The sequence below is a fragment of the Streptomyces albus subsp. albus genome, from assembly GCF_000725885.1.
Taxonomy (GTDB): Bacteria; Actinomycetota; Actinomycetes; order Streptomycetales; family Streptomycetaceae; genus Streptomyces; species Streptomyces albus.
Genome location: NZ_JODR01000001.1, coordinates 324519 through 349995 on the forward strand (window position 1 = coordinate 324519; position 25477 = coordinate 349995).

At 72.4% G+C, this 25477-nt stretch carries 26 protein-coding genes; 16 read left to right on the plus strand and 10 right to left on the minus strand.

Features of this window, described 5'->3' with window-relative positions; genetic code table 11:
* Positions 1–256: 256 nt before the first annotated feature.
* The 3 genes from IO40_RS0101345 to IO40_RS0101355 all read right to left on the minus strand — a co-directional run bounded on the left by IO40_RS0101345 (position 257) and on the right by IO40_RS0101355 (position 985).
* Positions 257–469 carry a DUF397 domain-containing protein gene (locus IO40_RS0101345; protein ID WP_031174677.1) on the minus strand — a complete coding sequence of 71 codons (213 nt, stop codon included), beginning with the start codon at positions 467–469 and terminating at the stop codon, positions 257–259.
* 103 nt (positions 470–572) lie between these two features.
* Positions 573–746: a hypothetical protein gene (locus tag IO40_RS37440; RefSeq protein WP_016471971.1), complete on the minus strand. Its 174-nt coding sequence runs from the start codon at positions 744–746 to the stop codon at positions 573–575.
* Positions 746–985, minus strand: coding sequence for a DUF7848 domain-containing protein (locus IO40_RS0101355; protein WP_030409184.1), 240 nt, complete (start codon positions 983–985; stop codon positions 746–748). Before IO40_RS0101355 ends, IO40_RS37440 begins: the two co-directional genes overlap by 1 nt.
* Positions 986–1652: 667 nt before the next feature.
* Between IO40_RS0101355 and IO40_RS0101365 the strand changes: the two genes are divergently transcribed.
* Entirely contained in the window at positions 1653–2945 is a 1293-nt protein-coding gene (locus IO40_RS0101365) for an NsdA family TPR-like regulatory protein (protein ID WP_031174678.1), read from the plus strand.
* Between the two features lie 5 nt (positions 2946–2950).
* Here IO40_RS0101365 and IO40_RS35430 read toward each other — a convergent pair whose 3' ends face one another.
* The gene (locus tag IO40_RS35430; RefSeq protein WP_078659674.1) at positions 2951–3661 is read right to left on the minus strand and encodes an HAD family hydrolase; all 711 of its coding nucleotides are present in this window, start codon (positions 3659–3661) and stop codon (positions 2951–2953) included.
* Positions 3662–3906: 245 nt separating this feature from the next.
* On the opposite strand from IO40_RS35430, the gene IO40_RS0101375 reads away from it, so the two are divergent.
* From IO40_RS0101375 to IO40_RS0101405, 7 genes are all read left to right on the plus strand, one after another.
* Positions 3907–4272, plus strand: a complete 366-nt coding sequence (locus IO40_RS0101375) for a VOC family protein (RefSeq protein WP_031174679.1) — start codon at positions 3907–3909, stop codon at positions 4270–4272.
* Between the two features lie 107 nt (positions 4273–4379).
* Positions 4380–5528, plus strand: coding sequence for a magnesium and cobalt transport protein CorA (locus IO40_RS0101380; RefSeq protein ID WP_016471966.1), 1149 nt, complete (start codon positions 4380–4382; stop codon positions 5526–5528).
* Complete coding sequence (locus IO40_RS0101385; protein ID WP_016471965.1) at positions 5525–6205, plus strand: HAD family hydrolase; 681 nt, start codon at positions 5525–5527, stop codon at positions 6203–6205. The genes IO40_RS0101380 and IO40_RS0101385 overlap by 4 nt, the downstream gene beginning before the upstream one ends.
* Before the next feature lie 86 nt (positions 6206–6291).
* On the plus strand, positions 6292–7203 hold the full coding sequence (locus IO40_RS32965; RefSeq protein WP_078566013.1) for an ABC transporter ATP-binding protein: 912 nt from the start codon (positions 6292–6294) through the stop codon (positions 7201–7203).
* Positions 7200–8519 carry an FtsX-like permease family protein gene (locus tag IO40_RS38440; RefSeq protein ID WP_016471963.1) on the plus strand — a complete coding sequence of 440 codons (1320 nt, stop codon included), beginning with the start codon at positions 7200–7202 and terminating at the stop codon, positions 8517–8519. The genes IO40_RS32965 and IO40_RS38440 overlap by 4 nt, the downstream gene beginning before the upstream one ends.
* Before the next feature lie 62 nt (positions 8520–8581).
* A complete protein-coding gene (locus IO40_RS0101400; RefSeq protein WP_051173649.1) occupies positions 8582–9895 on the plus strand; it encodes a sensor histidine kinase in 1314 nt (437 codons plus the stop codon).
* 125 nt (positions 9896–10020) lie between these two features.
* Positions 10021–10665 (plus strand): response regulator transcription factor, encoded by a 645-nt coding sequence (locus IO40_RS0101405; protein ID WP_031174682.1) that lies wholly within the window; start codon positions 10021–10023, stop codon positions 10663–10665.
* A 46-nt stretch (positions 10666–10711) separates the two neighbouring features.
* Here IO40_RS0101405 and IO40_RS0101410 read toward each other — a convergent pair whose 3' ends face one another.
* Both IO40_RS0101410 and IO40_RS0101415 read right to left on the minus strand, forming a co-directional pair.
* Positions 10712–12115, minus strand: a complete 1404-nt coding sequence (locus IO40_RS0101410) for a GntP family permease (protein WP_016471960.1) — start codon at positions 12113–12115, stop codon at positions 10712–10714.
* A 49-nt stretch (positions 12116–12164) separates the two neighbouring features.
* Positions 12165–12722, minus strand: a complete 558-nt coding sequence (locus tag IO40_RS0101415) for a gluconokinase (protein ID WP_016471959.1) — start codon at positions 12720–12722, stop codon at positions 12165–12167.
* A gap of 202 nt (positions 12723–12924) precedes the next feature.
* Here IO40_RS0101415 and IO40_RS0101420 point away from each other — a divergent pair, with 202 nt between their 5' ends.
* From IO40_RS0101420 to IO40_RS0101450, 7 genes are all read left to right on the plus strand, one after another.
* Positions 12925–13656, plus strand: coding sequence for a FadR/GntR family transcriptional regulator (locus IO40_RS0101420; protein WP_016471958.1), 732 nt, complete (start codon positions 12925–12927; stop codon positions 13654–13656).
* Between the two features lie 191 nt (positions 13657–13847).
* Entirely contained in the window at positions 13848–14303 is a 456-nt protein-coding gene (locus IO40_RS0101425) for a hypothetical protein (RefSeq protein ID WP_016471957.1), read from the plus strand.
* A 78-nt stretch (positions 14304–14381) separates the two neighbouring features.
* Positions 14382–14549, plus strand: coding sequence for a DUF5670 family protein (locus IO40_RS0101430; RefSeq protein ID WP_016471956.1), 168 nt, complete (start codon positions 14382–14384; stop codon positions 14547–14549).
* Between the two features lie 126 nt (positions 14550–14675).
* Positions 14676–15188: a mycothiol transferase gene (locus tag IO40_RS0101435; RefSeq protein WP_016471955.1), complete on the plus strand. Its 513-nt coding sequence runs from the start codon at positions 14676–14678 to the stop codon at positions 15186–15188.
* A 55-nt stretch (positions 15189–15243) separates the two neighbouring features.
* On the plus strand, positions 15244–15846 hold the full coding sequence (locus tag IO40_RS0101440; protein WP_016471954.1) for a 2Fe-2S iron-sulfur cluster-binding protein: 603 nt from the start codon (positions 15244–15246) through the stop codon (positions 15844–15846).
* Positions 15843–16877, plus strand: a complete 1035-nt coding sequence (locus tag IO40_RS0101445; protein ID WP_016471953.1) for an FAD binding domain-containing protein — start codon at positions 15843–15845, stop codon at positions 16875–16877. The genes IO40_RS0101440 and IO40_RS0101445 overlap by 4 nt, the downstream gene beginning before the upstream one ends.
* A gap of 6 nt (positions 16878–16883) precedes the next feature.
* On the plus strand, positions 16884–18971 hold the full coding sequence (locus IO40_RS0101450) for a xanthine dehydrogenase family protein molybdopterin-binding subunit (protein ID WP_016471952.1): 2088 nt from the start codon (positions 16884–16886) through the stop codon (positions 18969–18971).
* Between the two features lie 55 nt (positions 18972–19026).
* Here the strand turns inward: IO40_RS0101450 and IO40_RS0101455 are convergent, their stop codons facing one another.
* The 4 genes from IO40_RS0101455 to IO40_RS0101470 form a co-directional block, all read right to left on the minus strand.
* The gene (locus tag IO40_RS0101455; protein ID WP_016471951.1) at positions 19027–19656 is read right to left on the minus strand and encodes a hypothetical protein; all 630 of its coding nucleotides are present in this window, start codon (positions 19654–19656) and stop codon (positions 19027–19029) included.
* Complete coding sequence (locus tag IO40_RS0101460) at positions 19656–21992, minus strand: WXG100 family type VII secretion target (protein ID WP_016471950.1); 2337 nt, start codon at positions 21990–21992, stop codon at positions 19656–19658. The genes IO40_RS0101455 and IO40_RS0101460 overlap by 1 nt, the downstream gene beginning before the upstream one ends.
* Positions 21993–22003: 11 nt before the next feature.
* Positions 22004–22696 carry a WXG100 family type VII secretion target gene (locus tag IO40_RS38180; RefSeq protein ID WP_016471949.1) on the minus strand — a complete coding sequence of 231 codons (693 nt, stop codon included), beginning with the start codon at positions 22694–22696 and terminating at the stop codon, positions 22004–22006.
* Between the two features lie 181 nt (positions 22697–22877).
* The gene (locus IO40_RS0101470) at positions 22878–24065 is read right to left on the minus strand and encodes an NAD(P)-binding protein (RefSeq protein WP_031174683.1); all 1188 of its coding nucleotides are present in this window, start codon (positions 24063–24065) and stop codon (positions 22878–22880) included.
* 383 nt (positions 24066–24448) lie between these two features.
* On the opposite strand from IO40_RS0101470, the gene IO40_RS0101475 reads away from it, so the two are divergent.
* On the plus strand, positions 24449–25237 hold the full coding sequence (locus IO40_RS0101475) for an Fpg/Nei family DNA glycosylase (protein WP_016471947.1): 789 nt from the start codon (positions 24449–24451) through the stop codon (positions 25235–25237).
* Positions 25238–25477 lie beyond the last annotated feature (240 nt).

A 25477-nucleotide genomic window follows, 5' to 3' on the forward strand; every position in this document is an offset into this window, starting at 1 on the left:
TGGGCGGGCATGACACTGCCCCGCCCGCACGCCACAGGCATGGCGCACGGACGGAGCCGGGTGCGGTGGTCCCGCTCAGTGCTTGCGCAGCCGGACCGGCCTGCGGGTGGCAGCGTTGCGCCACCACCACAGGCCGCGGCAGGCGGGCAGCGAGACCCCGAAGAACTCACCGCACCGCGCGCACCACGGCAACCCGTTCTCGGGATCAGTGGGGCACTCGGCGTCACAGCGGGGGCACTTCGGCATGGGACTGTTCTCAGGCGCTCAGGTCGTACTCGCCGGCCTTCACGGCATCGGTGAGGGCGACCCACTCGGCAGCCGTCATGGTGACGATGGTCCCCGGACGGTTGCTGTCACGCAACGCGACAACACCAGGGACTCTGGTCGCCACTTCGGGGCAGTTGCCCACCCTCGCGTCACGACACGCGGCAGTCTTGACGAACTCGAACTCAGGCAGTGCAGCGGACATGGACACTCCTCTCGGAGAAGGTGGCGGGGAAGCGGTCCCCGCGCCGTCGTGCACCCGTCCCGGCAGGGCGTTGGCGGTCGTCCGCCGAGGCGGGAACCAGGGATTACTCGCCGGCCCGGCAGGCGGGACAGGTGACGCGTCGCTGCCACTCGTCCACGTTGCCGACAGCGCCGCACACGGCCTCGCCGTCCCGGATCTTGTGCACGGTCATCACGTCGTCTCCGACCGTGCCGGGAGTCCAGTCGGGCAGTGCGCGCTCGCGCTCCAAGGTGCTCATCACTGCCACGCTCCCGCTTCGAATCGGTACGGGCGCCTGATGTGCTCCCGGTACTCCAGGTGGTCAGGGTTGGCCTTGAGGTGCCCCACCGCCCATGCTGAGCCGTCTGCGGGCTCTTCGGCCGTTCCGCCGGTCAGGCCGCATGCCTTGCACTGCATCGCTGTCGTGATCGGTTCGGCTGCCGGCTGGAGGTCAGGGCCGAACTTGTACTCACGAAAACGGTGGACAGCGCGCGTCACGACGGCGACGCTCCTGCCTCGCTCCGTGCCGCTTCCAGCCGTCGCGCTATGTCGCACGACTGATCCGGAGTGCACGTCCCGCACTCCTGCCTGTGCAAGACGTAGGCGGCCTCCAGCTGGCGGACGTCAGCTGGGCGAGGGGTGCTGTGGACTTCGGCGGTCACGCGCTCACTTCCACTCCGTGGCGCGGCCGGGGGCCGAAATCCAGGCCGTGTACGGCCAGCCACAGGGACCGCCGGTGGACGCGCTGCCGGCGCGCTTCCCCGCGCCGCTCGTGAGCGATCACGTACGGGCGGACAAGTGCGATGTCCTCACCCCGCAGCACGAGTGTGGTCAGATCGGGTGAGTGCGGAGGCGAGACACTCGGGCAGCATCCGGATGCCCGGTGGCGTCCCCCGGCAGGCAGAAACAGCCGCAGTGGCAGCGTGAGAAGCCTGGTTCCATGGGTCATGTCGGCAACCTCCTGGCGGTCGATGGCCACGCCCCGGACGTTCGCCGCGTCACGGGGGTCCTTCGCTGTGAGCGCGGACGCGCGTCACCCCATGAGCTTCAGGTCCACGGCAACCCTCGGGGAACAGCGAACGGGGAACCCCGCAGGCTCATTTGGGGAACCCCGTTCGCGGCTACGCTTGGGGAGCCCGTCACATCGGCCCTGTAGGCGGTGCTCATGCACGACCGCGAGACCAGGCGCAGCGGCTACCCGCTGACCATCCCCGACACGCTGCTACGAAGCGAGGCCATGCGACGGGCCTGCGCAGCGCGGGACTTCCAGGAGATCTTCCGCTTGGTCAACAGACGCACGGGCTCCAGCTACGCGGCGATGGCCGCCGCAGTCGGCAGGATGACAACCTCACGCGTGAGCGACATCATCCGTGGAGTCCGTGGTATCCGAGGCCAGCAAGTAATGGAGCGGGTGGCCGATGGATTCGGAATTCCCGGACACATGCTTGGGCTGCCGGAAAGGCCGTGGGAGAGCCGGAAAAACACAGACGATGGGCAGGTCGCCGCGTGGGCTGCAGCGGCGTCCGACTTGTCGATGCCAGGCGTTTCGGCATTCGAAGGAATGACGCTTCAACAGAGCGGTGAGCACCTGCTCAAGATGTTTCTTCATCTCGATGACGAACTCGGCGGCGACAGTCTTTTTCTCCCGTTGACGCGATACGTCGCACGAATGGCTGAGAGTGTCCGCAGGAACCCCGGTGACGGGCTGTCGGTGTTCGGTCAGCTCAATCAGATGGCGGGGTGGCTGGCCCTCGACGCCAACAGTCATCCAACCGCCAGGAAGCATTTCATGGAGGCTGTGCGGGTCGGGAAGGAGGAAGACGATCCTGGTCTTATGGCGAGTGCTCTTGCCTACATGAGTTTGCAAGAAATGTATCGAGGCAGACTGTCGCCTGCGCTCTCCCTTGCTCTCGAAGCCAATGAAGCGGAATACAGCAATCTCACGCCGCTTACTCGCACAATGCTGAAGACGAGGCTGGCCCGAGCATATGCCGCCATGGGGGAAGAAGGTCCGTGCCTGGAAGCGCTGGAAGCGGCACGAGAGGAGTTCGATCGGGGCGGCAGCCTGAAAGAGCCCTGCTACGTCTCTTACGTGGACGCGGTTGAAGTTTCCGCCCAGGAAGGTGCTTGTTTTCTCGAACTCGGATTGACGAGAAGGGCGGTCGCCGCCCTCACCAGTGCTCTCGGAATGCTGAGTGTCCACGCACCCGATCGACTCCGCGACCGAGTTCACTACCTTTCCCGTCTCGCCAAATGCTATCTCCTGGACGGGGAAGTCGAGGAATCCTGTCGGACGGCCGGCCGTGCATTGGATCTCAGTCGGGCCATCGGCTCGGCGCGAGTCGCCGAACGTCTTGGAGAGTTCGAAGCGCTGCTCAGGCCTTACGGCAACATTCCCAGTGCTGCTGACTTCAGAGAAAAATATCGCATGTCCATGCAAGGCGTGGCGGCGGGCTGAATCGTCTAACTTCCTCGGGAATCCAGTACCGCCCTGAACAGAGGCTCGCTGTCTGTCAGGTCTGCGAGAACCAGGTCGGCCCCGGCTGCCCGAAGAGCTTCCGCGGGGCTGGGGCCAGTCGCCACCCCGACAGCCAGTGCTCCGGCATCGTGAGCGCCTTTGATGTCGTGCGGTGTGTCTCCGATGACGAACGTTCGTTTCCCGGTGAAGTGAATGCTGTATTTTTCCTCGACTCGTTCGCGGGCGAGTCGGACGAGATCAGCGCGATCACTTCCGTCATCGCCGTAGCCGCCTACCTCCAGATCAAGCCCGTCAACGAGTCCGAATGCGCTCAGCTTCGTCCTGGCGATGGGCCGGATGTTCCCCGTGACGACTGATTGCACGGCGTTCTTGCTGTCAAATGCGGCTATCGCTTCACGGGCTCCCGGCAGGGAGTGGCCCGCGTTCCGCATTTCGCCTTCCAATTCTTGTGCTGCCACACCAAGAGCGGAGTAGAAGTCCGAAACGAGTGCCGGCGACGCCTCGATACCGTTCAGTTGCAAGGTTTCGGTGATGATGGCGCGCTCAGTTCTTCCGGCCATGGAGGCCAAGTCACGGAGAGGGCGCCCGGTAGTGGCGTTGAAGGCATGTTCGTAGATGGAGCGGCTTACGCCACCGACGCTCAGCAGAGTATGGTCCACGTCCCACAAGACAAGTACTGAATCATTTCGGGTCATCGGCACGGTGGCATCGTCTCACGTCGGCTCGGCCCCGGGAAGCCCGCTGCCGGAAACCCCTCTCCCTGTGCGCGGGATGAATCCCGGCATCCGTCGCCCGCATGGGAAGACGCGTGCGGGGGGCTCGTGCACTTTCCGCGGCGAACCGTGTTTCCCTTGGAATATCGGGCTCGGTGAATTCCGGCCTCTGGGGAGACATTCCCGATGACGGCCTGACCCGGTGGGGATGGGGGCAGGCATGGGGCATGTCTTTCGCCCTCGCCACCGTCGTCCTCGACTGTCCCGACGCCGATGCTCTCGCCGCCTTCTACGGCAGCCTCCTCGACTGGCCGGTGACCGCGCGTGAGGAGGGGTGGGTGCTGATGCGCGATCCGCGTTCGGGTGTGGGGCTCGCCTTCCAGAGCGAGCGCTGGTACGAGCCGCCGGTCTGGCCGGAGGAGCCGGGACGCCCGCACAAGATGCTGCACCTGGACCTGCGGGTGCCCGATCTGGCGGAGGCGGTACGGCAGGCGGTGGCGGCCGGTGCCCGGGAGGCGGCGCAACAGCCGCAGGAGGACGTCCGGGTGCTGTTCGACCCGGCCGGGCACCCGTTCTGTGTGTTCCGGGAGTGAAGGGCGAGCGGGGTTGCGGTGGAGCGGGGAGGCGCGCGCATTCGGGGACGGAATGCGGGCACAGTTGGGGAAGACCGAAAGAACGACGAGGAACCCCAGGAGTTCCCATGCCCACGGGTCCGGTGGTGCGCAGCCTGCGCAGGGTGGTGCGGCCACGGCAGCCGCGTCCCGGAGTGGATCTGTCCCACCCCGCTCGCTCCCCCCTCGGCACCTCGGTGGTCAGCTGCGTGGCCTACGACGGGGAGGGCACGCGGCTGCTGGCCGAGTGCGGCGTCGAGGAGGCACTGGCGTGCGTCCGCAAACCGGGCGGGGGCCGGGACGGCGGCGGCTTCGTGTGGATCGGGCTGCACGAGCCGACGGAGGCCGAGTTCGAGGGCATCACCGAACTGTTCGGGCTGCACCCGCTGGCCGTGGAGAACGCCGTCGAGCCGCACCAGCGGCCGAGGGCCGAGTGGTTCGGCGGCGACATGATGTTCGCCGTCCTCAAGACCGTCCGGTACGTGGAGCACGAGCGGCTGACCACCACCAGCGAGGTGGTGGACACCGGCGAGATCGTGGTCTTCACCGGCGTGGACTTCGTGATCACGGTGCGGCACGGCAAGCACGGCTCGCTCGGCCCGGTGCGGGAGGCGCTGGAGGCCGACCCGGAGCGGCTGGCGCAGGGCCCGGCCGCGGTGCTGCACGCGATCGCCGACCAGGTGGTGGACGACTACCTGCTGGTCGCCGACGAGGTGCAGACCGACATCGACGAGCTGGAGAGCGACGTGTTCGCCTCCACCGCGCCGTCCATGCGGGGCGACGAGCGGAACGCCGCCGCGGACACCGGGCGCATCCACCAGCTCAAACGGGAGCTGCTGGAGCTCAAGCGCGCCACCCAGCCGCTGGCCCGCCCGCTGGAGCTGCTCTCCACGCGCCCCAACCGGCTGATCGACCCGGAGATACGCAAGTACTTCCGGGACGTGGCCGACCACCTGGCGCGCGTCACCGAGCAGATCGCCTCCTTCGACGCGCTGCTCGACTCCATCCTCCAGGCCCATCTGGCCCAGGTGTCCGCGGCGCAGAACGAGGGCATGCGCAAGATCAGCGCGTGGGTGGCGATCGTCGCGGTGCCGACGATGGTGTGCGGCATCTACGGCATGAACTTCACCCACATGCCGGAGCTGCGCTCGCCGTTCGGTTACCCCCTGGTCCTCGTCGCCATCGTCGTCATCTGCGTGGTCATGCACCGCGCTTTCCGCAGGAACGGGTGGCTGTGACCGTGACCGGACCGACCGCGTCCGCCGCTCTCGGGGCGGTCACCACCGTCGTGTTCGACGTGGGCGAGACGCTGGTGCGCGACGACCGCTACTGGGGCTCGTGGGCGGACTGGCTGGGCGTCCCCCGGCACACCCTCTCCGCGCTGGTCGGTGCCGTCGTCGCGCAGGGGCGGGACAACCAGGAGGCGCTGCGGCTCGCCCGCCCGGGGATCGACGTGGCGGCCGAGCGGGCCCGCCGCGAGGCCGCCGGACGCGGCGAGCACCTGGACGAGTCCGATCTGTACGAGGACGTCCGCCCGGCCCTCGCGGCACTGCGCGACGCCGGGTTCGCGGTGCACGTCGCCGGCAACCAGACGGCCCGCGCCGGCGCCCTGCTGCGGGCCATGGAGCTGCCCGCCGAGACCGTCTCGACCTCCGAGGAGTGGGGCTGCGCCAAACCGGAGGCCGCGTTCTTCGCCCGCGTTCTGGAGACCACGGGCAGCGCCCCGGCCGCCACCTTGTACGTCGGCGACCACCCCGCCCGCGATGTGGGCCCCGCCAGCGACGCCGGGCTGCGCACCTGTCATCTGGTGCGCGGGCCGTGGGGCCATCTGTGGGCGGGCTGGGACGATCCACCGCCGGATCTGCGGGTCACCGGGCTGCGGGAGCTGGCAAAGGTGCTGACCGAAGGGCGGTGAGCGCACCGGGGTTCGGTGTTTCCGAACCCCGGACCGGGGAGGTGGCTCCCTCGTGGTGCGGCGCGCGCGTCCGTAGCGTCACCGGCATGGTGAACGTGGACAGTTCGGACAGGTCCCGCCGTGCCGAGGACGCCGCCGGGCCCGGCGTACGGGCGCCCGACGCCCTGGTGATGCGGGGCGTCACCCGGCGCTACGGGCGGCGGCGCGGCACGGCGGTGCAGGCGCTGCGCGGTGTCGATGTGACGCTGCCCCGAGGGACCCTCACGGCCGTGATGGGGCCCTCGGGCTCCGGCAAGAGCACCCTGCTCCAGTGCGCCGCGGGCCTCGACCGGCCCACCTCGGGCAGTGTGCGGCTCGCCGGGGAGGAGCTGACCCGGATGGGCCGCCGCGCCCTCACCCGGCTGCGCCGCGAGCGGATCGGTTTCGTCTTCCAGTCCTTCAACCTGCTGCCGGCCCTCACAGCGGAGGAGAACGTACGGCTCCCGCTGCGGCTGGCCGGCGGGGGCACCGGCCGGGCTGCGCGGGCCCGTGCCGTGGAGGCGCTGGCCCGCGTGGGGCTGGCGGACCGCGCCGGCAGCCGCCCGGCGGAACTGTCGGGCGGCCAGCAGCAGCGGGTCGCCCTGGCCCGCGCCCTGGTGACCGTCCCCGAGCTGCTGGTGGCCGACGAGCCGACCGGCGCCCTGGACCCGGGCACGGCCGAGGAGGTCCTGGCCCTGCTGCGGCACTCGGTGGACGAGCTGGGGGCGACGGTGCTGATGGTCACGCACGATCCCGCGGCGGCCGTGTGGGCGGACAGGGTGCTCTTCCTGGCGGACGGCGCGGTGGTCGATGCCCTGGCGGCGCCGGGCGGGGGCGCGGTCGCCGGGGAGGGGTTCGCCGCGCACGTCGGGCGGCGGATGCGGGAGCTGGCCCGGCCCGCCGCCGGGGCGGCGCACCCGGCCGGCAGTGGCGGCAGTGGCGGCCCGGTGCGACAGTTGAGCACGGGGGCGGTCGTATGACGACGGGGCTCGCCCGCGCTTCGGTGCGCGCCCGGCCCGCGTCCTTCGCGGGGGTCTTCTCGGTGCTGGTGCTGTCCGCGACCGTGGTGGTGGCGTCCGTGGCGATGCTGCGGACCGCCTCGGGGGTGCGGCAGCCCGCGCTGCGGGAGGAACTGGCCACGATGGGGGCCGGGTTCACGGTGGTGACCTGCTATCTGTCGGTGTTCGTCATCGCGCAGGTGATGGCCCTCGCGGTGGCCCAGCGGGCGCGGGAGCACGCGGTGCTGCGGGCCGTCGGCGCCTCGCCCTGGCAGATCCGGCGCGCGGTGGCGGCCGAGGCGCTGCTGACCGCGGTGCCCGCGCTGCCCGTCGGCTACGTACTCGGCCGGCTGCTGGCGGCCGGATGGCGGGACGGGATGGCCGCACACGGGCTGCTGCCCGATCAGGTGCCGCTGGTCGTCGGCCTGCCGCCGCTGCTGGCGGCGGGCGGCGTACTGGTGGTCACCTCGCAGCTCGGCGGGCTGCTGGCCGCCCACCGGGCCGCCCGCGCCCGTCCCGCCGACGCGCTCGGCGACGCGGCCGGGGCCCGCCGGGGGCTGTCCGTCGTGGACGTGCTGCGCGGCGTCGTCGCTCTCCTCGCGCTGGGCGGCGGTGCGGCACTGACGGCGCTGACGGCGGCCGGGCCGCGCGCCGAGGTGGGGGAGCGGCTGCCGCTGGTGCTGCTGGCCCACCTGGTCGCCGTCGGATGCGCCGGGCCGCTCCTGGCACGGGTCACGGCCCGGCTGTCGGTGCGGCCGGTGCGGCTGGTGACGGCGCCGCGCGCGCTGGGCGGCGGGGCCGCGACGGAACTGGCCGGCGCCCAGATCCGGGCGCGGGCCCGGCGGCTCTCCTCGGCCGTGACACCGGTGGCGCTGGTCGTCGCCTTCTCGCTGGTGAAGCTGGCGGCGCTGGCGGAGGCGGCCGAGCCCTCGTGGATCGACCTGTTCGCGACGGCGCTGTACGCGGTGTTCGCCGCGCTGGCCGCCGCCAACACGCTGGTGATGCTGAGCGCCGAACGCGGCGCGGAGGTCGCCCTGCTGCGGGCGGTCGGCGCCGGGGCGGGCCAGGTCGTGCGCACCCGGCTGGCGGAGGCGGCGATCGTCACCGCCGCGGGGTTCGGTGCGGGTGCGGCCGTGGCGGTGGCGGTGACCCTCCCGCTGGGGGACGCCGCCGGGGCCTCGCCGGGCGCGCTGCCGGCCACCACGTGGGCCGGTACCGGCGCGGCGGTGCTGGCCCTCGCGCTGGCCGCGACGCTGGCCCCGCTGCCCCGGCAACTGCGAAGGGCGGCCACCCCGTGACGGCGACGCCGTACCGTGCTCCACGACGGCCAGCCGTCGCCACACCCCCCGAACCCGGACCGGTGACCGTGACCGCGACCCTCGACGCCCTCGGCCTGCCCGCCTCCCGCCGGACGCTGCGCGCCCTCGCGTACGCGGTCGCCGGTCTCGTCCCCGCGCTGCTGGGCGCCCCCGCCCTGGTGCTGCTGGCGGCGGGTGCCGTGCTGTGCGTGACCCGCGCCGGGATGCCCGTCCTCTCCCTCGCCCTGACCGCCGTGCGCGGGCTGACCGGGCTGGAGCGGGCCCTGGTGCGCGCGCTGCTCGGCGAGGACGTGCCCGCGCCGCCGCGCCCCCGTCCGCTGCGCGCCGCCCACGACGGTGCCGCCTGGCGGTGCGCGGCGTACGCGGTGCTCGACCTGCCGCTCGGGGTGCTGCTGTTCGTGGTGCACCTGCCCGTGCGGCTGTACGGGCTGCTGCTGCTGTCGTACCCGCTGTGGTTCCGTGCCGTGCGGGAGAACGGCCACCGCGGGCTGGAGCTCACCGGCGACCTCCCGCTCGACACCTGGCCCCGCGCCCTCGCGGTGGCCGCCGCCGGGCTGGCGCTGCTGGCAGTGGCCGGCTGGGCGGGCCGCCGGCTGACCGCGCTCGCCGTCCTGCTGGCCCGCACCCTGCTCGCCCCGCCGCCGCTCGCCGACCGCGTCCACGACCTGGAGGAGACCCGCGCCCTGGCCGTACGGGACTCGGCCGCCACCCTCCGCCGGATCGAACGCGACCTGCACGACGGCGCGCAGGCCCGGCTGATCGCGCTGGCCATGGGGCTGACCCGCGCGAAGGAGGCCCTCCGCGCACCGGAGCCGTCACCGGAGGGCGTGGCCAGGGCGCGGGACCTGGTCGAGCAGGCGCTCGGCAACGCCCGTACCGCCCTGGGGGAGCTGCGGGACCTGGTGCGGGGTATCCATCCGCCGGTGCTGGACAACGGGCTGGCGCCGGCGTTGGCCTCGCTCCGCTCCGACATCGAGAGCCCCGCCCTCCGCGTCGAGCTGCACACCGAACTGCTGGGCGGGCCCCGGCCGCCGGAGGCCGTGGAGACCATCGCCTACTTCTGCGCGGCCGAGCTGCTGACGAACGCGGCCCGCCACGCGGGCGCGCACCGGATCGTGGTCGGTGCGCGTCTCGCGGAGGGCGGCCGGGCGCTGGTGGTGGAGGTCGAGGACGACGGCCGGGGCGGCGCCGCCCCGCGCCCGGCCGCACCGGGTGCGCCGTCGGGGCTGCGGGGCCTGGCCGAGCGGGTGCGCACCGTGGACGGCACACTGACGCTCGACAGTCCGCCCGGCGGGCCGACCAGGGCCACGGTCCGCCTGCCGCTCACCACTTCGTCGCGGGAGCCGACACGTTGACCGACACACCGCCAGGACCGCCGTCCGGCGCGCCGCTGGGACCGCCGCCGTCGTCCGGATCACCGTCGTCGTCCGGACCGCCGTCGTCGTCCGGACCACCGTCCGACTCGCCGTCCGGGCCGCCGCTGCGGCTGGTGCTGGCCGAGGACGCCGCCGTCGTACGGGAGGGGCTGGCCGGGCTGCTGACCGACCGGGGGATGGAGGTGGCCGCCGCCGTCGGCGACGCCGAGGCGCTGCTGGCCGCGGTGGAGCGCACCCGGCCCGACGCCGTCGTCGCCGACATCCGGATGCCGCCCACGCACCGGGACGAGGGGCTGCGCGCGGCGGCCGAGCTGCGCCGCCGCCACCCGGGGCTGGGCATCCTGCTGTTCTCCCAGTACATCGAGACCGGCTACGCGCACTCGCTGCTCGCGGACGGGCCGGCCGGCATCGGCTATCTGCTCAAGGACCGGGTGCTGGACGTGGACGACTTCATCGACGCGCTGCACCGGGTGGTGGCCGGCGGCACGGCCCTCGACCCGGACGTCATCGCGCGGCTGCTGCGCGCCGGTCCGTCCCTGGCCGTGCTCACCCCGCGGGAGCACGAGGCCCTCGGCCTGATGGCCGAGGGCCTCACGAACGCCGCCATCGCCCGGCGCATGGGCATCTCGCAGCGGGCGGTGGAGAAGCACACGGCCGCGCTCTTCGACAAGCTGGAGATCCCCCGGACGACGGCCACGCACCGCCGGGTCCAGGCGGTCCTCCACTACCTGGGCGAGGGCCGCGGCTGAGGCGGTCCGGTGGGCCGCCCAGGTGGGCCGGGGCCGTCCGGTGCGGCTAGACCACGAGGGACAGCAGGAGCAGGAGCAGCAGGGCGACGACCGAGATGATCGTCTCCATGATCGACCAGGACTTGACCGTCTGGCCGACGTTCATCCCGAAGTACTCCTTGACCAGCCAGAACCCGGCGTCGTTGACGTGGCTGAAGAACAGCGAACCGGCGCCGACGGCGAGGACGACCAGGGCGGCCTGGGCGGTGGACATGTCGGCGGCCAGCGGCGCGACGAGTCCCGCGGCCGAGACGGTCGCGACGGTGGCGGAGCCGGTTGCCAGCCGGATGCCGACGGCGATGAGCCAGCCCAGCAGCAGCGCGGGCACGGACCAGTTCTCGGAGACGTCCAGGATCATCCGGCCGATGCCGACGTCCACGAGAGTCTGCTTGAAGCCGCCGCCCGCGCCGACGATCAGCAGGATGCCGGCGATGGGGCCGAGGGAGCTGCCGACGGTCTCGGACAGCTTGTCCTTGCCGAAGCCCGCGGACCGGCCGAGGGTGAACAGGGCGACGAGCACGGCGACCAGCAGGGCGATCATCGGGTCGCCGACGACGTCCATGACGCGCTGCACGGTGTTCTCGGCGTCGTCGACGATGATGTCGGTCAGCGCCTTGGCGAGCATCAGCACGACGGGCAGCAGCACGGTGGCCAGGGTGATGCCGAAGCCGGGCCGCCTGGCCGCATCGGCGGTGGCGCGCTCGGGGACGACGCCCTCGGGCGGGGTGGTGTCCACCCAGCGGGCGGCGACCCGGCCGAAGAGGGGACCGGCGACGACCAGCGTGGGGATGCCGACGACGAGGCCGAGGGCGAGGGTGACGCCGAGGTTGGCGTGGATGGCGTCGATGGCCACCAGCGGGCCGGGGTGCGGGGGGATGAGCCCGTGCATGACGGACAGGCCCGCGAGGGCCGGGATGCCGACGCGCATCACCGAGTAGTTGCCGCGCTTGGCCACCAGCAGCACCACGGGGATCAGCAGCACGAGGCCGACCTCGAAGAACATCGGCAGCCCGACGATGCCGGCGATCAGCGCCATGGCCCAGGGAATGCTGCGCCGGCCGGCCTTCGCCAGGATCGTGTCGACGATCTGGTCGGCGCCTCCGGAGTCGGCCAGCAGTTTGCCCAGGATCGCGCCGAGCGCGATGAGCACGCCGACGCCGGAGACCGTGTCGCCCAGCCCGGTGGTGAAGCTGTCGATCGCCTTGTCCAGCGGGGCCGCGGCCACGGCCCCCAGCACCAGGGAGCCGACGGTCAGGGCGAGGAAGGCGTGCAGCTTGAACCGGGTGATCAACAGGACGATGACGGCGATGCCGACCAGGGCGGCGATGCCCAGCTGGGCGTTGCCGGCGGACGTGATGGGGTCCGGTTGCTGCGACCCCGCGGCCAGTATCTCGACGCTGAGATGGCGCACGGCTCTTTCCTTCTTCGTTCAAAGGGGTGGGGGAGAAATCCCGGAGGGCTCAGTGCCCCCGGGCGGCCTGCGCCGGTGCGGCCGGCCGGTCCTGGGAGGTGGCCGCCCGCAACGCGGCCAGCGCGTTCCCGGTGACGGCCTGGGGGCCCGGCGCCACGGAGACGGTGACGCCCGGCTCGTCGGGCTGGAGGGGTTCGAGGGTCGCGAACTGGGAGTCCAGCAGGGCGACGGGCATGAAGTGGCCGGCGCGTTCCGCCATGCGCCGGGCGATCAGTTCACGGTCGCCGGTGAGGTGGACGAAGACGATGCCGGGTGCGGCGGCCCGCAGCCGGTCGCGGTAGGAGCGCTTGAGCGCGGAGCAGCTGACGACCCCGCCCTGTCCCTCACGGCTGTGCGCCCAGGCGCCGATCGCGTCGAGCCAGGGGGCGCGGTCGGTGTCGTCCAGCGGGGTGCCGGCCGACATCTTGGCCACGTTCGCGGGCGGGTGGAAGGCATCGGCTTCGGCGTAGGGGACCTCCAGCGCGTCGGCGAGCAGCCGCCCGACGGTGGTCTTGCCGGTTCCGGCGACGCCCATGACGACCACGACGTTCCGGTTCGTCAGCTTCATACCTGTCCTCACCTGTCCTCACCGACGTCCTCCTCGACATCGATGCCGAGCACACCTAACCCCATAGGTCACATGTATTCAATAGTCGTTCCTAAATTAGTCATACTTAATTGGGGTGATGATGAGCACGTAGGCTGAACGTCCCGAACCGCTCGCCGAGCGTGTCCGGGACAGGGGCGGAACAACGAGGAGACCCACGACCATGAGCAGCCCGCAGGCCGGTCCCCCCGAGCAGCCCGCACGCGACCGGGGGCTGCACGCCCGGCTGCTCGCCGCCCTCGGGCCGGCCATCACCGCGGGCGAGTACCCGCCGGGCACCGTCCTGCGCACCGAGGAGCTCGCCGCCCGCTACGAGGTCTCCCGCACGGTCGCCCGGGAGGCCGTCCGGGTGCTGGAGTCCATGCACCTGGTCGTCTCCCGCCGCCGGGTCGGGGTCACCGTCCTGCCGCCCGAGCAGTGGAACGTCTACGACCCGCAAGTGATCACCTGGCGGCTCGCCGGCGCCGACCGGGGCCGCCAGCTGCGCTCCCTCACCGTGCTGCGCTCCGCGGTCGAACCGGTCGCCGCCCGCCTCGCCGCCGAGCTGGCCACCCCCCGGGAGTGCGCCGAGCTGACCGAGCACGCGCTCGGCATGGTCGCCACCTCACGCGGCCACCAGCTGGAGAACTACCTGGTGCACGACATCGCCTTCCACCGCACCGTGCTGCGCGCCTCCCGCAACGAGATGTTCGCGCGCCTGGGCGACGTCGTCGCCGCCGTCCTGGCCGGCCGCACCCACCACGACGTCATGTTCAGCGACCCCCGCCAGGAGGCCGTCACCCTCCACGTGAGGGTGGCCGAGGCCGTGCGTGAGAAGGACGGGGCGCGGGCCGAGAGCATCATGCGCACCATCACCGAGGACGCCATGGCGGAGCTCGACGTCCTGGCCCCCTAGCCACCCGGGCCCGCGGTGACCGCGTGCCCGGCTCCCGGAACACCGCGGAGGCCCGGCGCGACACACGGACAGGCCCGGCGGCGCGTGCGAAGATGCCGGGTGGCCGTGCGAGCGGATCGCGAACGGGCGGACGGCCCACCTCGCCCCCGGTCGGACCCGTCGGAGACCCCGAGACGCCGGAGACACCGCCGATGACGATGCGCACCGTCACCCTCACCGGAAGCCGGACGACGGGACACCAGTCGCCCGTCCACTACCAGCGGCTGTTCGCCGCCTACCTGGCCCCCTTCGCCCCCGACGGCCACTTCTACCTGGGCGGCTCACGCGGCATCGACAGCCTCGCCCTCGAATGGCTGGCCGAGCACACGCGGGCGTGGCTGACCGTCGCCGTCCCCGGCACCCTCGACCAGCAGCCGCCCGAGGCGCGGAGCGCCGTCAACCGGGTCTGGGACCGCATCGCCGAGATCGTCGAACTCGGCGCCGAACCCCTGGACGACGCCGCCCATCTGGCCCGCAGCCGCTGGATGGTGGACCGGTCCGGCCTCGTCATCGGCTTCCCGGTGGGCACCAGCACCGGCTCCGGCACCTGGCAGACCCTCGACTACGCCGCCGCCCAGGGCAAGGCCCGCCTCATCGTCCCCACCTAGCGCGCCGCTCCCGGGTGGCGGAACACAAGTGCATGGCACCGGCCGGGCGGGGCACCCGGGCCGCGGAGGTGGATAGCAATGGTCCCGTTGCTGCTCGTTCTGCTGCTCGCGCTGATCCTGTTCGGTGCGGGCTTCGCACTGAAGGCACTGTGGTGGATCGCCGTGATCGTCCTGGTGGTCTGGCTGCTGGGGTTCATCGTGCGGCCGACGACCGGCGGGCGGCGTGGCCGCTGGTACCGGTGGTAGGTGCGCTTTCCGCCACGGGCCGGGCGGCCCGGTGGCGGGTCCGGAGGGGGCCGCACGGCCCCGTCCGGCCCTTCGCCGGGCCGCTTCGGCGCGCCCCGTCAGCTGACAGGTCGTAAGGTCACGGACATGGACACCACCGCCCTGCTCACCGACGCCTTCACCCGCGTGAACCAGGAGGTGCACGCGACGCTGGACGGCATCGCGAAGAAACATCTCAACCAGCGGCTGGACCCGGCCGCCAACACCGTCGCGTGGCTGGTGTGGCACCTGACGCGGGTGCAGGACGACCACCTCGCGGACGCCGCCGGCCAGGACCAGGTCTGGCACGCCGAGGGCTTCGAGGAGAGCTTCGGCCTGGACCTGCCGTCCGACGACACCGGCTTCGGCCACTCCCCGCAGGACGTGGCCGCCGTCCGGGTGGACTCGCCGCAGCCGCTGGTGGCCTACCACGACGCGGTGCACGCCCAGACCCTCAACTATCTGGGCACCCTCAGTTCCCAGTCGCTCAACCGGATCGTCGACGAGGCGTGGGACCCGCCGGTCTCCCTCGGGGTACGTCTGGTGAGCGTCATCGGCGACACGATGCAGCACGTGGGGCAGGCGGCGTTCCTGCGCGGCGTGCTGGAGAGGCAAGGCTGACAGCGGCTGCCCCCGGCAGGTCCGGAGGCGGCGAAGCAGAAGAGAGGCGCGCCCCGTGATCCCCCAGCGCACCGCCACCAGCTCCACCCTGACCCTGTACGTCAACGACACCGCGCACACGGTCACGGCCGACCACCGGACCACCCTGCTGGACGTCCTGCGCGAACACCTGGACCTCACCGGCACCAAGAAGGGCTGCGACCACGGCCAGTGCGGGGCCTGCACGGTGCTGGTGGAGGGGCGCCGCGCCAACAGCTGTCTGCTGCTGGCGGTGGCCCACGACGGCGCCCATCTGACCACCGTCGAGGGGCTGGGCGACGAGGGGAGGCCCCATCCGCTCCAGGAGGCGTTCCACGAACGGGACGCCTTCCAGTGCGGTTACTGCACTCCCGGCCAGATCGTCTCGGGGGTCGGCATGCTGTGCGAGGCCGCCGAGGGCCACCCCTCCCACGTGACGCCGCGCGAGGTGCTGGAGCGGGCGACGGGGGCACCGGCCGAACTGGACCGGGACGAGATCCGCGAACGCATGAGCGGCAACATCTGCCGCTGCGGCGCCTACCCGTACATCGTGCGGGCCCTGGAGGACGTGCGGCACGAGGTGACCCGCGCGGACGGGCCCGCCCGCGCCTCCGGAGGCGGACGCGAGGTGCCGGCGTGAGGCCCTTCACCTTCGAGCGCGCCACCAGCCCCGAGCAGGCCGTCTCCGCGTACGCCGCCCAGCCGCACGCCCGCTATCTGGCCGGCGGCACCAATCTGGTGGACCTGATGAAGCTCGGCGTCGAGACGCCCGAGCACCTCATCGACGTGTCGCGGCTGCCGCTCACCGACATCGAGCCGGCCCAGGACGGCGGGCTGCGGGTGGGGGCGAACGTCCGCAACAGCGATCTGGCCGCGCACCCCGCCGTCTGCCGCGGCTACCCCGCGCTCTCCCAGGCCCTGCTGGCCGGCGCCTCGGGGCAGCTGCGCAATGTGGCCACCACCGGCGGCAACCTCCTCCAGCGCACCCGCTGCCCCTACTTCCAGGACGTCTCGGCGCCGTGCAACAAGCGGGAGCCGGGCACCGGCTGCTCCGCCCGGGACGGCGTCAACCGTGACATGGCCGTCCTCGGCCACTCCCCGCAGTGCGTGGCCACCCACCCCTCCGACATGGCGGTGGCCCTGTCCGCGTACGACGCCGAGGTCGAACTGCTGGGCCCGGAGGGTGTCCGCACCGTTCCGGCCGCCGAGTTCCACCGGCTGCCCGGGGACACCCCGCAGCAGGACACGGTGCTGCGCCCCGGGGAGCTGATCTCCCACGTGACGCTGCCCGCCCCGCCCCCGGGGGCCCGCGCCGCCTACCGCAAGGCACGCGACCGCGCCTCCTACGCCTTCGCCCTCGCCTCCGTCGCGGCCGTGCTGGTGGTGGACGACGACGGCACGGTGGGGCACGCCGCGCTCGCCTTCGGCGGGCTCGCGCACCGGCCGTGGCGGGCCCGTACCGCCGAGGAGGCGCTGCGCGGCGCCCCGGCCGGCGCCGCCGCCTTCCGCAGCGCCGTGGACGCCGAACTGGAGGCGGCCCGGCCCCTGTCCGACAACGGCTTCAAGGTGCCGCTGGCCCGGAACCTGGCCGTGCACCTGCTGACCCTCCTCGCCGACAGCTCCACCGCAACCGCCGGCCCGGCCGGCCCGCACAGCCCCGCTGGGACGTGAGAGACGATGGCCGCACCGAAGACCACCGAAGGCGTGCTGGGCACGGCGGCGCCGCGCCGCGAGGGCCGTGCCAAGGTCACCGGAACCGCACGGTACGCCGCCGAGCACACCCCGCCCGCCTGCGCCTACGCCTGGCCGGTGGCCGCCTCCGTGGCCCGCGGCCGGGTGAGCGCCGTCGACGACAGTGCGGCGCTGGCCCTGCCCGGCGCGCTGGCCGTCCTCACCCACGAGAACGCGCCCCGGCTGGGCGAGCCCGAGGACGCCACCCTCCACCTGCTCCAGAGCCCGCGGGTGCCGCATCGCGGCTGGTACGTGGCGCTGGCCGTCGCCGAGACGCTGGAGACGGCACGCGAGATGGCCCGTACCGTGCGCGTCACCTACGACGAGGAGCCGCACGACGTGGTCCTCGAACCCGGCCACCCGCGGCTGTACCACCCCGAGTGGGCCAACGGCGGCAACCCGGGCGACCGCGAGACCGGCGACTTCGACCGGGCGTGGGAGGCCGCCCCGCACCGGATCGACGTCACCTACACCCTCAGCCCGCTGCACAACCATCCGATGGAGCCGCACTCGGCCACCGCCGTGTGGGAGGGCGGGCATCTGACGGCCTACGACTCCAGCCAGGGCGCGACCCCTGTGGCCGAACTCCTCGCCCATATGTACGGACTCGACCAGCGGCAGGTCACCGTCGTCGCCGAGCACGTCGGCGGCGGCTTCGGCTCCAAGGGCACCCCGCGCGCCCCCGTCGTGCTGGCCTCGATGGCGGCCCGGCACACCGGCAGGCCCGTCAAGGTGGCGCTGCCGCGCCGGCACCTGCCCTTCGTGGTGGGCCACCGGGCCCCCACCATCCAGCGGATGCGGCTGGGCGCCCGCGACGACGGCACCCTGACCGCCCTCCACCACGACGTGGTGACCCACACCTCCACCGTCACCGAGTTCGTGGAGCAGGCGGCCGTGCCCTCCCGCGTCATGTACGGCGCCGAGGGGCTGCGCACCGGGCACCGGGTCGCCGCGCTCGACGTGCCCTCACCGTCGTGGATGCGGGCACCCGGCGAGGCACCCGGCATGTACGCGCTGGAGTGCGCCATGGACGAGCTGGCCTGCACCCTGGAGATGGACCCGGTCGAGTTGCGGCTGCGCAACATCCCCGACCGCGAGCCGGACAGTGGCAAACCGTTCAGCAGCCACGGCCTGGCCGCCTGTCTGCGCGAGGGAGCACGCCGCTTCGGCTGGGAGCGGCGCGACCCCCGCCCGGCCACCCGGCGCGAGGGCGATCTGCTGCTGGGCACCGGCATGGCGTCCGCGACCTACCCGGTGCTCGTGGCGCCCTCCACCGCCTCGGCGCAGGCCCAGGGCGACGGCACCTACCACGTGCGGATCAACGCCACCGACATCGGCACCGGCGCCCGTACCGTCCTGGCGCAGGTCGCCGCCGACGCGCTGGGCGTGGGGCTGGACGCCGTCCGTATCGACGTGGGCAGCAGCGATCTGCCGCACGCGCCGCTGGCCGGCGGCTCCTCCGGCACCGCCTCCTGGGGCTGGGCCGTGCACAAGGCGTGCCGGGAGCTGCGCGAGTCCGGCGGCACCGTCGTCACCGTGGACACCACCCCGGACGTGGAGGCGCAGCAGGAGTACGCGCGGCACGCCTTCGGCGCCGTGTTCGTGGAGGTCGGGGTGGACGTGGTCACCGGCGAGGTGCGGGTCCGCCGCATGCTCGGCGTGTACGCCACCGGCCGCATCCTCAACGCCCGCACCGCCCGCTCCCAGTTCGTGGGGGGCATGACGATGGGGCTGGGCATGGCCCTGACGGAGCACAGCTCGATGGACGCCGCGCTCGGCGGCTTCGTCGAGAAGGACCTGGCCGGCTACCACGTGCCCGCCAACCTGGACGTGCCCGACATCGACGTGCACTGGATCGAGGAGCACGACCCGCACCTCAACCCGGTCGGCGGCAAGGGCATCGGCGAGATCGGCATCGTCGGCACCCCGGCGGCCATCGCCAACGCCGTCCACCACGCCACGGGGCGCCGCCTGCGGGAACTGCCGCTCACCCCCGACCGGGTGGGGCAGGACCTGGCCGGCGCCGCGGGATGAGACGCGGCCGGGTCCCGCCCGGAGCGGTTGCGGCCCGAGCGCGGGCCGGGCCCGTTCAGTCGTACGCCGAGCCGTCCTCCATCGGTGCGGCGTAGCAGGCCAGCGTGTGGTTGGTGCTGACGGCCTTCTTCAGCACCGCCACCACGTCCTCGCGCACGTCCTGGCCCTGCTTGGCCAGAGCGCGCACCTGTACGTGCAGCGCTGTGTTCCCGTCGTCCCCGCCCTTGCCGTCCTTCTTCCCCTTGGTGCAGGGCACGGCGACGGCGGCGGAGTCGTCCGAGGACCAGCCGTTCTCGAAACCGGGGACCTTCCGGGTGTCCCCGTGCCCCTCGCCCGAGCCCAGCTTGCTGAGGGGTGCGGACTCGTCGCGCTGCTGCACCTGCACCAGCAGCGCCTGCTTCCCGTCGGCGCCCAGGGCGCACATGGAGCTGTAGGCACCCTTCTTGCGGGTCACCTTCTGCCAGGCGTTGACGTAGTGGGTGCGCGGCACCAGCCGGTCCACCACGTTGCCCGGCACGTCCAGCAGCACCGTGTGGCAGTCGTCGGAGGAGACCTGGGAGAACTTCTTGGGCTCCGGCGCGTGGCGGGCCAGGTACCCGCCGGCCGCCCCCGCCGCGACGAGAACCACGGCGAGGACGGCGAACAGTGCGACGCGGAGCCGGCGTGCGGATCGTGCCGAGGACATCAGTCGGGCCGGTCCGCCGGGAGAGACTTCACCTGGTCGATGGAGGTCAGGTAGGGGGCGGTGCTCTCCACGCTGTCCTTGGCCAGGCCGAATCCCTCGTAGGTGAAGGTGTTGGCCCACGCGCTGGACGTGTCCACGTTGTGCTTCTTCTCGATCGCTTCGAGGATCTTCTCGTTGGTGGTGATGTCCTGCTCCCGCATCTTGCTGTAGAGACGGCCAGCGTAATCGGCCTTCTCGGCTCCCGTGTTGTGGGAGACGCTCGCGTCCCAGTCGTTGGCCAGGGCACCCTCGGCACCCGAGGTGAGGGCACCGACCGTCGCGGCGATGACCGGGTTGGGGAACCACTTGGCGTAGGCCGTCGCCGCGGCCACGGCGCCGCCGAAGCCGGTGTTGCCCCACAGCCGGGCGTGCAGCGTCTGCTGCTCGAACTTGGCGTCCGACTCGATGGCCTTGCTGATGATGGCCTCCTGCCGGCCGATGGCCAGCGTGCCGGACGTCTCACCGGAGGTACGCAGGATCTGCTGGACCGTGTCCCGCGTGGAGGCGTCGTACTTCTGGTCCGCGGGCAGGTCACCGGCCAGTGCGTGCTCCAGCGACTGTGCCGTGTAGACCTTCTGCGCGTGCGTGAGCGCGGCGTTCGCCTCGGGGTCCTGGCCCAGGGTGACCAGGAACCGGGTGGCGTCCACATGGTCGAACTCGGCCTGGGTGCCCTTCATCGGGAAGAGCTTCTCGTCGCCGGAGCCCTCCCGCAGCGCCCGGAAGAGGTCGGGGGTGTACTCGGCCGCCGCCCTGCCGACCCCCTCGTGCATACCGGGCGCCAGCTTGATGTGGTCGTCCTTGGACGCGACGCCCTTGATCAGCTCCTCCATGATGTGCGCCTGGTCCTTGGTGTGGGAGGCGTTCATCGGCAGCGGGGCGTCCCAGTCGTGACCGGTGGTCGCGGAGTTCAGGGCGTGGCCCAGGGCGATGCGGGGGCCGGTCTCACCTTTGTGCTCGCCCTCGGAGGGCGGGTCGCCGTCGGGCAGCCAGGTGCGCTCCCGCAACAGGTAGTCGAACTTGTCCTTGTCCTTGAAGAAGTCCGTCGAGGCGTCGGAATTGTGACCCAGCGCCTCCAGATAGCCGGTGAAGGGGTCCTCGCCCTTGTCGTACTTGGGGCCGAAGTTGAGAAAGTCGTTGGGCATGCGGCCGTAGCTCAGCCACTTGCGGTGCCCCTCCTCCTCCCGGCCACCGGGGTTGATGAACGGCTCCTTGTCGAACTTCACCAGCTTGTCGCCGTAGTCGTGCAGGAAGCCGGTGTCCCACTTCCCGGTGCGCATCAGGTTGCTCATCACCTGGAAGCCGTACGGCGGCTGGGAGTTGTAGGCGCCCTGGAAGCCGGCCATCCGCTTGTCGCCCAGCTCGATGACGTCCTTCTTCCACTGCGCCATCTCGGGCGAGTCGGAACGGCTGGCCAGGGCCAGGGTGTTGCCGAGGTTGTCCTGGAGCGCCGCGAGCTGCTTGGTGACGCCGGCGGGCCGGTCCTTCGGCTCCATGAACGGTCCGTCGCCGTACTCCGGCTGTGCCGTCTTGTACCAGAAGTCGAGAATTCCCTTGGCACCCTTGCGGGTGGCGAACTGCTCGGCGAAATCCGCGTTCTGTGCGTTCTTCGCCAGAATGCCGTTGAACTGCGACAGCAGCTTCGCATTCTTCTTGAAGTCGTCGTGCTCCGCCAGTTTCATCAAGGCGTCGACGTCCCGCTTCGTCTCCGCGTCGACGTCCTTGAGGTTCGCCGGTATGTCGTCGTTGAATCCCTTGCCCGGCGGGTTGAGCTGCAGTGCCGTCTTCAGGTCGTGGTCGGCCTCGCCGGCCGCCTTGAGCGCGTCCGTCGTGCGCTTCTTGTAGTGCACCAGCGTGTCGTGGAACGCCTTCTGGATGCCCGCGCTGTTGCCCTTCTCGGAGTCGGGCGGATCGACGTACACCTCACCGGTCTGCTTGTTGAGCTTCAGATAGTTGGGGCCGCCGCCCGTCGGCGGGTTCTCGACCTCCTGCTCGATCTTCTTCAGCTCTTCCTTGGCGTCCTCGAAGACCTTCAGCGCCTGCGACATCACGGTGCCGATCCGCTTGGCCTCGCCGGACGCCTCCGCCATCTGGCGCCGCACACCGGTGAACTTCTTGAAGGCCGCCTGCGCCGTCTCGCCGTACCAGCCGGACTGCTCCAGCGGTGTGGCGACGGTACGGCCGAACGTGGTGGCCACACCGTCGATCTTCCCGGGCAGCTTCTGCCACTTCTCCACGGCCTCGCGCAGCTGTGTCAGATCGACGTGGCGCACCGCCGTGTACTCCAGCATCTCGTCCATGCGCGCGCTCCCTAGGACGTCGGGTCATCGGTGGCCGGCGCGGTGGGCGCCTGCGGGTTCTGCTGGAGCAGCGGCGGGATCTGGGAGCCCGGCTGGACCCCGTCGCCCTGCGGCTGGAGCAGCGGACCCTGGCCGCCCGGCTGGAGCAGACCGTTGCCCTGGGTGTTCGGCTGGAGCAGCGGCGGCGGAGTGACGTAGGGGCCGAAGAGCGGCTTGTCCGTACCGCGCGCGTAAGGGCCGTACAGCGGGCCCTTGAGGGGGGTGTCGCCGTAGGGCGCCACCTTGTCGATGTCCGCCTTGCGGCGCACGTCCTCCGCCTTGAAGCTGGTCGCCGCGGCCCGCAGTGCCTTGGCGACGCCCGTGTAGAGGCCGTCCAGATACTTCATCTGTTCGCGCCACATCTTCTGGAACTCCTTGAAGGCCTCGTCGCTGGCGAAACCCTTCATGGAGCCGGGGACCTGTTCGGTCTCCCGCATCGCTTCGTTGTCCGTCTTCTGGAACTCGTCACTCACCTTTTCCGCCTTGCCCGCGTAGGTCCGCAGGACGTCAGGCGTCACGTTGAGTGTCTTGCCGTCGCCGCCCTTGCCGCCGTCCCCGCCGCCGGTGGCGTGGTCGGGTGAGGGTGCGTGGTTGAGCTGCATGGAAGTGGACTGTTTCGACTGGGCGTTGGCGACCAGTCCTGCCCATTCCTGTCCGAAAGACATGAATCCCCGCTTTCGTCGGTGAACATCTCCGACCTTCTGAGGACGCTACAAGAGAAGTGGAGCCGACGTCTCCCACGTACACGTGGCCTTGCACCCGCTTGGTTCCAGCCACCCGAAATACCGGCCGCCGTGCGCCCGTTGGGTGCTCGGCGGCGGCGGTGAGCGCCCGGCGGCAGCACGCTCAGCTCCTCGCCGCCACCCCCGCCGCCGCCAGTGCCGCGCGGACCGCCCGTACCGCGCTGGTGAAGGAGACCTCCGACAGCACACCCGGCGCCGCCACCTGGTCGCCGACCAGATACAGCCCGTCCCCGCGGTCGATCGCCGGCCGGTCCCGCCACGTCGTACCGCACGGGTCCACGGCACCGGTGCGGCCGTCCGCCGTGGCCTCCGCACGGTGGACGACACGGCCGCGCCACCCCGCGAACCCCACGTCGAGCAGGCGCTCACCCCGCTCCAGCGCCCGTGCCCGTGGCTCGCCCGGAGCGAGCGGGAACTGTGCCTGGAGCAGCGACCGGCCCGCCGGGGCCAGCGACGGATCGGGCGCGGTGAACCGCTCGATCCAGCCGGGCGCGTCCAGATCGGAGAGGACGAACGGGTCGCCGGGCCGCGCCTCCAGCACCAGGTCGAGCAGTGCCGTGCGGCCCGTGGGCCAGCTCAGCGCCGGGTCGTCCAGCAGCCCGCGCGCCGCGGCCAGCGACGTGGCGACCACCACGGGTCCGTGCCGTACCGCCTCGGCCAGCGAGGCGGCGTCCATGCGCGCCCCCGTCTCGACGCGTACGCCCGACTCCCGGGCCCGTGCCGCCATTCGCGCGATCAGTGTCCCCCAGCCGCCGCGCGGGTAGTGCGCCTCGGGCGGCAGCGCGGAGGCACGCCGAATCCGCTCGTGCGTGAACGCGGCCGACAGCCGGCCGGGGGCGTGGTGGAAGGTGGCGACGGCGGCGAAGTGCGCGGCGGCCCGCGCCATCGGCTCGCCCGCCCGCTCGGCGGCCCACTCCAGGTACGGCACCCCCACCGGCGCCTCCCGCCCGCGCCGCAGCCGCAGCAGCGCGGCCGGCGGCGTGCGGCGCAGCGCCCCGCCGTGCTGGTAGCGCAACCGCAGCCCCTCCCGTACGGGCACCCGCGCCATCGGCGGCAGCAGTCCGCGCCGGCGCAGCCACCGCCAGTGGGGGCCGCCGTTGTAGAGGGCGTGGGGTCCCTCGTTGGTGCGGTAGGGGCCGACGGCGGTGCGTGCCCGGCCGCCCAGCTCCTCGTGCGCCTCGTACAGCGTCACCTCGGCGCCGGCCTCCGCCGCGCACAGTGCGGCGGTCAGCCCGCCGAAGCCGCCGCCGACGACGGTCAGCCGGATGCGGCGCGTCCTGTCCTGCTGCATGGGGCCTCCAGCCTCCTTGCGGGGCCGCGCGCTCGTCGCCGGCCCGCTCCCTGTGGTCCCGACGCCCGGGGCGGCCCCGGACGTGACATCCCCCGTCGTCCCGGGGCTCCGCTGGTGCGGTGGTCCGGCTGCCCGGTGGCGTGGCGGCGGGGGGGACGGGGGGGACCTGGTGTGGCGGTGGCCCGGTGGCCGGGCGGCCCTGTGGCCCGTGCACCGGAGCGGCGGCTCGGTGGCCCGGGTGGCCCCGTGGTCCGCCCGCCGGGGCGGCGGACCTGGTGGCCCCGTGGTCCGCGCGCGGGGCGGCTCCGTTCCTCCTACGCTGGTCGCACGGAACGGGGCAGCACAGCCCCCGGCCCCCGGCTCCCGAGCGAGGTGCGGCAGCCATGCCCGAACTCCCCGACGTGGAAGGCTTCCGGCGCGTCCTCGCCGAGTGCGCACAGGGCCGCACGATCCGGCAGGTGGACGTACGGGACACCGGCGTCCTGCACGGGGTCGGCGCCCGGCGGTTCGCCGACGATCTGCGGGGCCGGCGGTTCACCGCACCCGAGCGGCACGGCAAATGGCTGCTCGCGCACACCGGCGGCCCGACCGTGGCGGTGCACTTCGGGATGACCGGCCGCCTGGTGTGCGCCCGCGCCGACGAGGCACCGCACCCGCACGACAGGGTGCTGTTCACCCTCGGCGGCACCCGCCAGCTGCGCTACCGCGACCAGCGCAAACTCAAGGGCCTGTGGTTCGCCGACGACCCCGAGGCCGCCCGGATGCTCGACGGCCAGGGGCCCGACGCGCTGGCCGTCTCCCGGGACGGGTTCGGGGCCGTGCTCACCGGCCGCCGCGGCGGTCTCAAGGCCGCCCTGACCGACCAGTCCCTGCTGGCCGGCCTCGGCAATCTGCTGGCGGACGAGATCCTGTGGCAGGCCCGGCTGCACCCCTCCCGCGCGACCTCGTCCCTCACCGACGAGGAGGGCGACGTGCTGTACGGGGCCATGCGCGACGTCCTGCGCACGTCCGTACGGGCCGCACACGTGCCGCCGCGCGACGACTGGCTCACCGGCCACCGGGACGCCCCCGGCCGCGCCCCCTGCCCCCGGTGCGGTACCCGGCTGAGCTCCGGCCGCATCGCCGGGCGCACCACCGTGTGGTGCCCGCACTGCCAGCCCGCGCCGGGGTGAGCGCGGCCCGGCGGCGGGGGCGGAGCCGGCCGGACCGGGCAAGGGATCACGGAGCGTACACGGAGTTTAGGTGTGGAATACATGTATATTGACCGCGCAGCACGGAGGGTGTGACCCGGTTTTGGCCTGGACGGCATCGCTCGCACACACCGTACGCAAGGGCTTCCGCACGGAACGGGCCTTCGCCGACCCCTGGGCCATCGCCCGCGCCGTGCTCGCCGTCGCCGTCGGCGCCGCCAT

Bases quoted from the DNA above. Each gene is read 5' to 3' on its own strand.
- IO40_RS0101345 (WP_031174677.1), bottom strand. From the start codon at position 469: ATGTCCGCTGCACTGCCTGAGTTCGAGTTCGTCAAGACTGCCGCGTGT.
- IO40_RS37440 (WP_016471971.1), bottom strand. From the start codon at position 746: ATGAGCACCTTGGAGCGCGAGCGCGCACTGCCCGACTGGACTCCCGGC.
- IO40_RS0101365 (WP_031174678.1), top strand. From the start codon at position 1,653: ATGCACGACCGCGAGACCAGGCGCAGCGGCTACCCGCTGACCATCCCC.
- IO40_RS35430 (WP_078659674.1), bottom strand. From the start codon at position 3,661: ATGACCCGAAATGATTCAGTACTTGTCTTGTGGGACGTGGACCATACT.
- IO40_RS0101375 (WP_031174679.1), top strand. From the start codon at position 3,907: ATGTCTTTCGCCCTCGCCACCGTCGTCCTCGACTGTCCCGACGCCGAT.
- IO40_RS0101380 (WP_016471966.1), top strand. From the start codon at position 4,380: ATGCCCACGGGTCCGGTGGTGCGCAGCCTGCGCAGGGTGGTGCGGCCA.
- IO40_RS32965 (WP_078566013.1), top strand. From the start codon at position 6,292: ATGGTGAACGTGGACAGTTCGGACAGGTCCCGCCGTGCCGAGGACGCC.
- IO40_RS38440 (WP_016471963.1), top strand. From the start codon at position 7,200: ATGACGACGGGGCTCGCCCGCGCTTCGGTGCGCGCCCGGCCCGCGTCC.
- IO40_RS0101415 (WP_016471959.1), bottom strand. From the start codon at position 12,722: ATGAAGCTGACGAACCGGAACGTCGTGGTCGTCATGGGCGTCGCCGGA.
- IO40_RS0101420 (WP_016471958.1), top strand. From the start codon at position 12,925: ATGAGCAGCCCGCAGGCCGGTCCCCCCGAGCAGCCCGCACGCGACCGG.
- IO40_RS0101425 (WP_016471957.1), top strand. From the start codon at position 13,848: ATGACGATGCGCACCGTCACCCTCACCGGAAGCCGGACGACGGGACAC.
- IO40_RS0101430 (WP_016471956.1), top strand. From the start codon at position 14,382: ATGGTCCCGTTGCTGCTCGTTCTGCTGCTCGCGCTGATCCTGTTCGGT.
- IO40_RS0101435 (WP_016471955.1), top strand. From the start codon at position 14,676: ATGGACACCACCGCCCTGCTCACCGACGCCTTCACCCGCGTGAACCAG.
- IO40_RS0101450 (WP_016471952.1), top strand. From the start codon at position 16,884: ATGGCCGCACCGAAGACCACCGAAGGCGTGCTGGGCACGGCGGCGCCG.
- IO40_RS0101455 (WP_016471951.1), bottom strand. From the start codon at position 19,656: ATGTCCTCGGCACGATCCGCACGCCGGCTCCGCGTCGCACTGTTCGCC.
- IO40_RS0101460 (WP_016471950.1), bottom strand. From the start codon at position 21,992: ATGGACGAGATGCTGGAGTACACGGCGGTGCGCCACGTCGATCTGACA.
- IO40_RS38180 (WP_016471949.1), bottom strand. From the start codon at position 22,696: ATGTCTTTCGGACAGGAATGGGCAGGACTGGTCGCCAACGCCCAGTCG.
- IO40_RS0101470 (WP_031174683.1), bottom strand. From the start codon at position 24,065: ATGCAGCAGGACAGGACGCGCCGCATCCGGCTGACCGTCGTCGGCGGC.
- IO40_RS0101475 (WP_016471947.1), top strand. From the start codon at position 24,449: ATGCCCGAACTCCCCGACGTGGAAGGCTTCCGGCGCGTCCTCGCCGAG.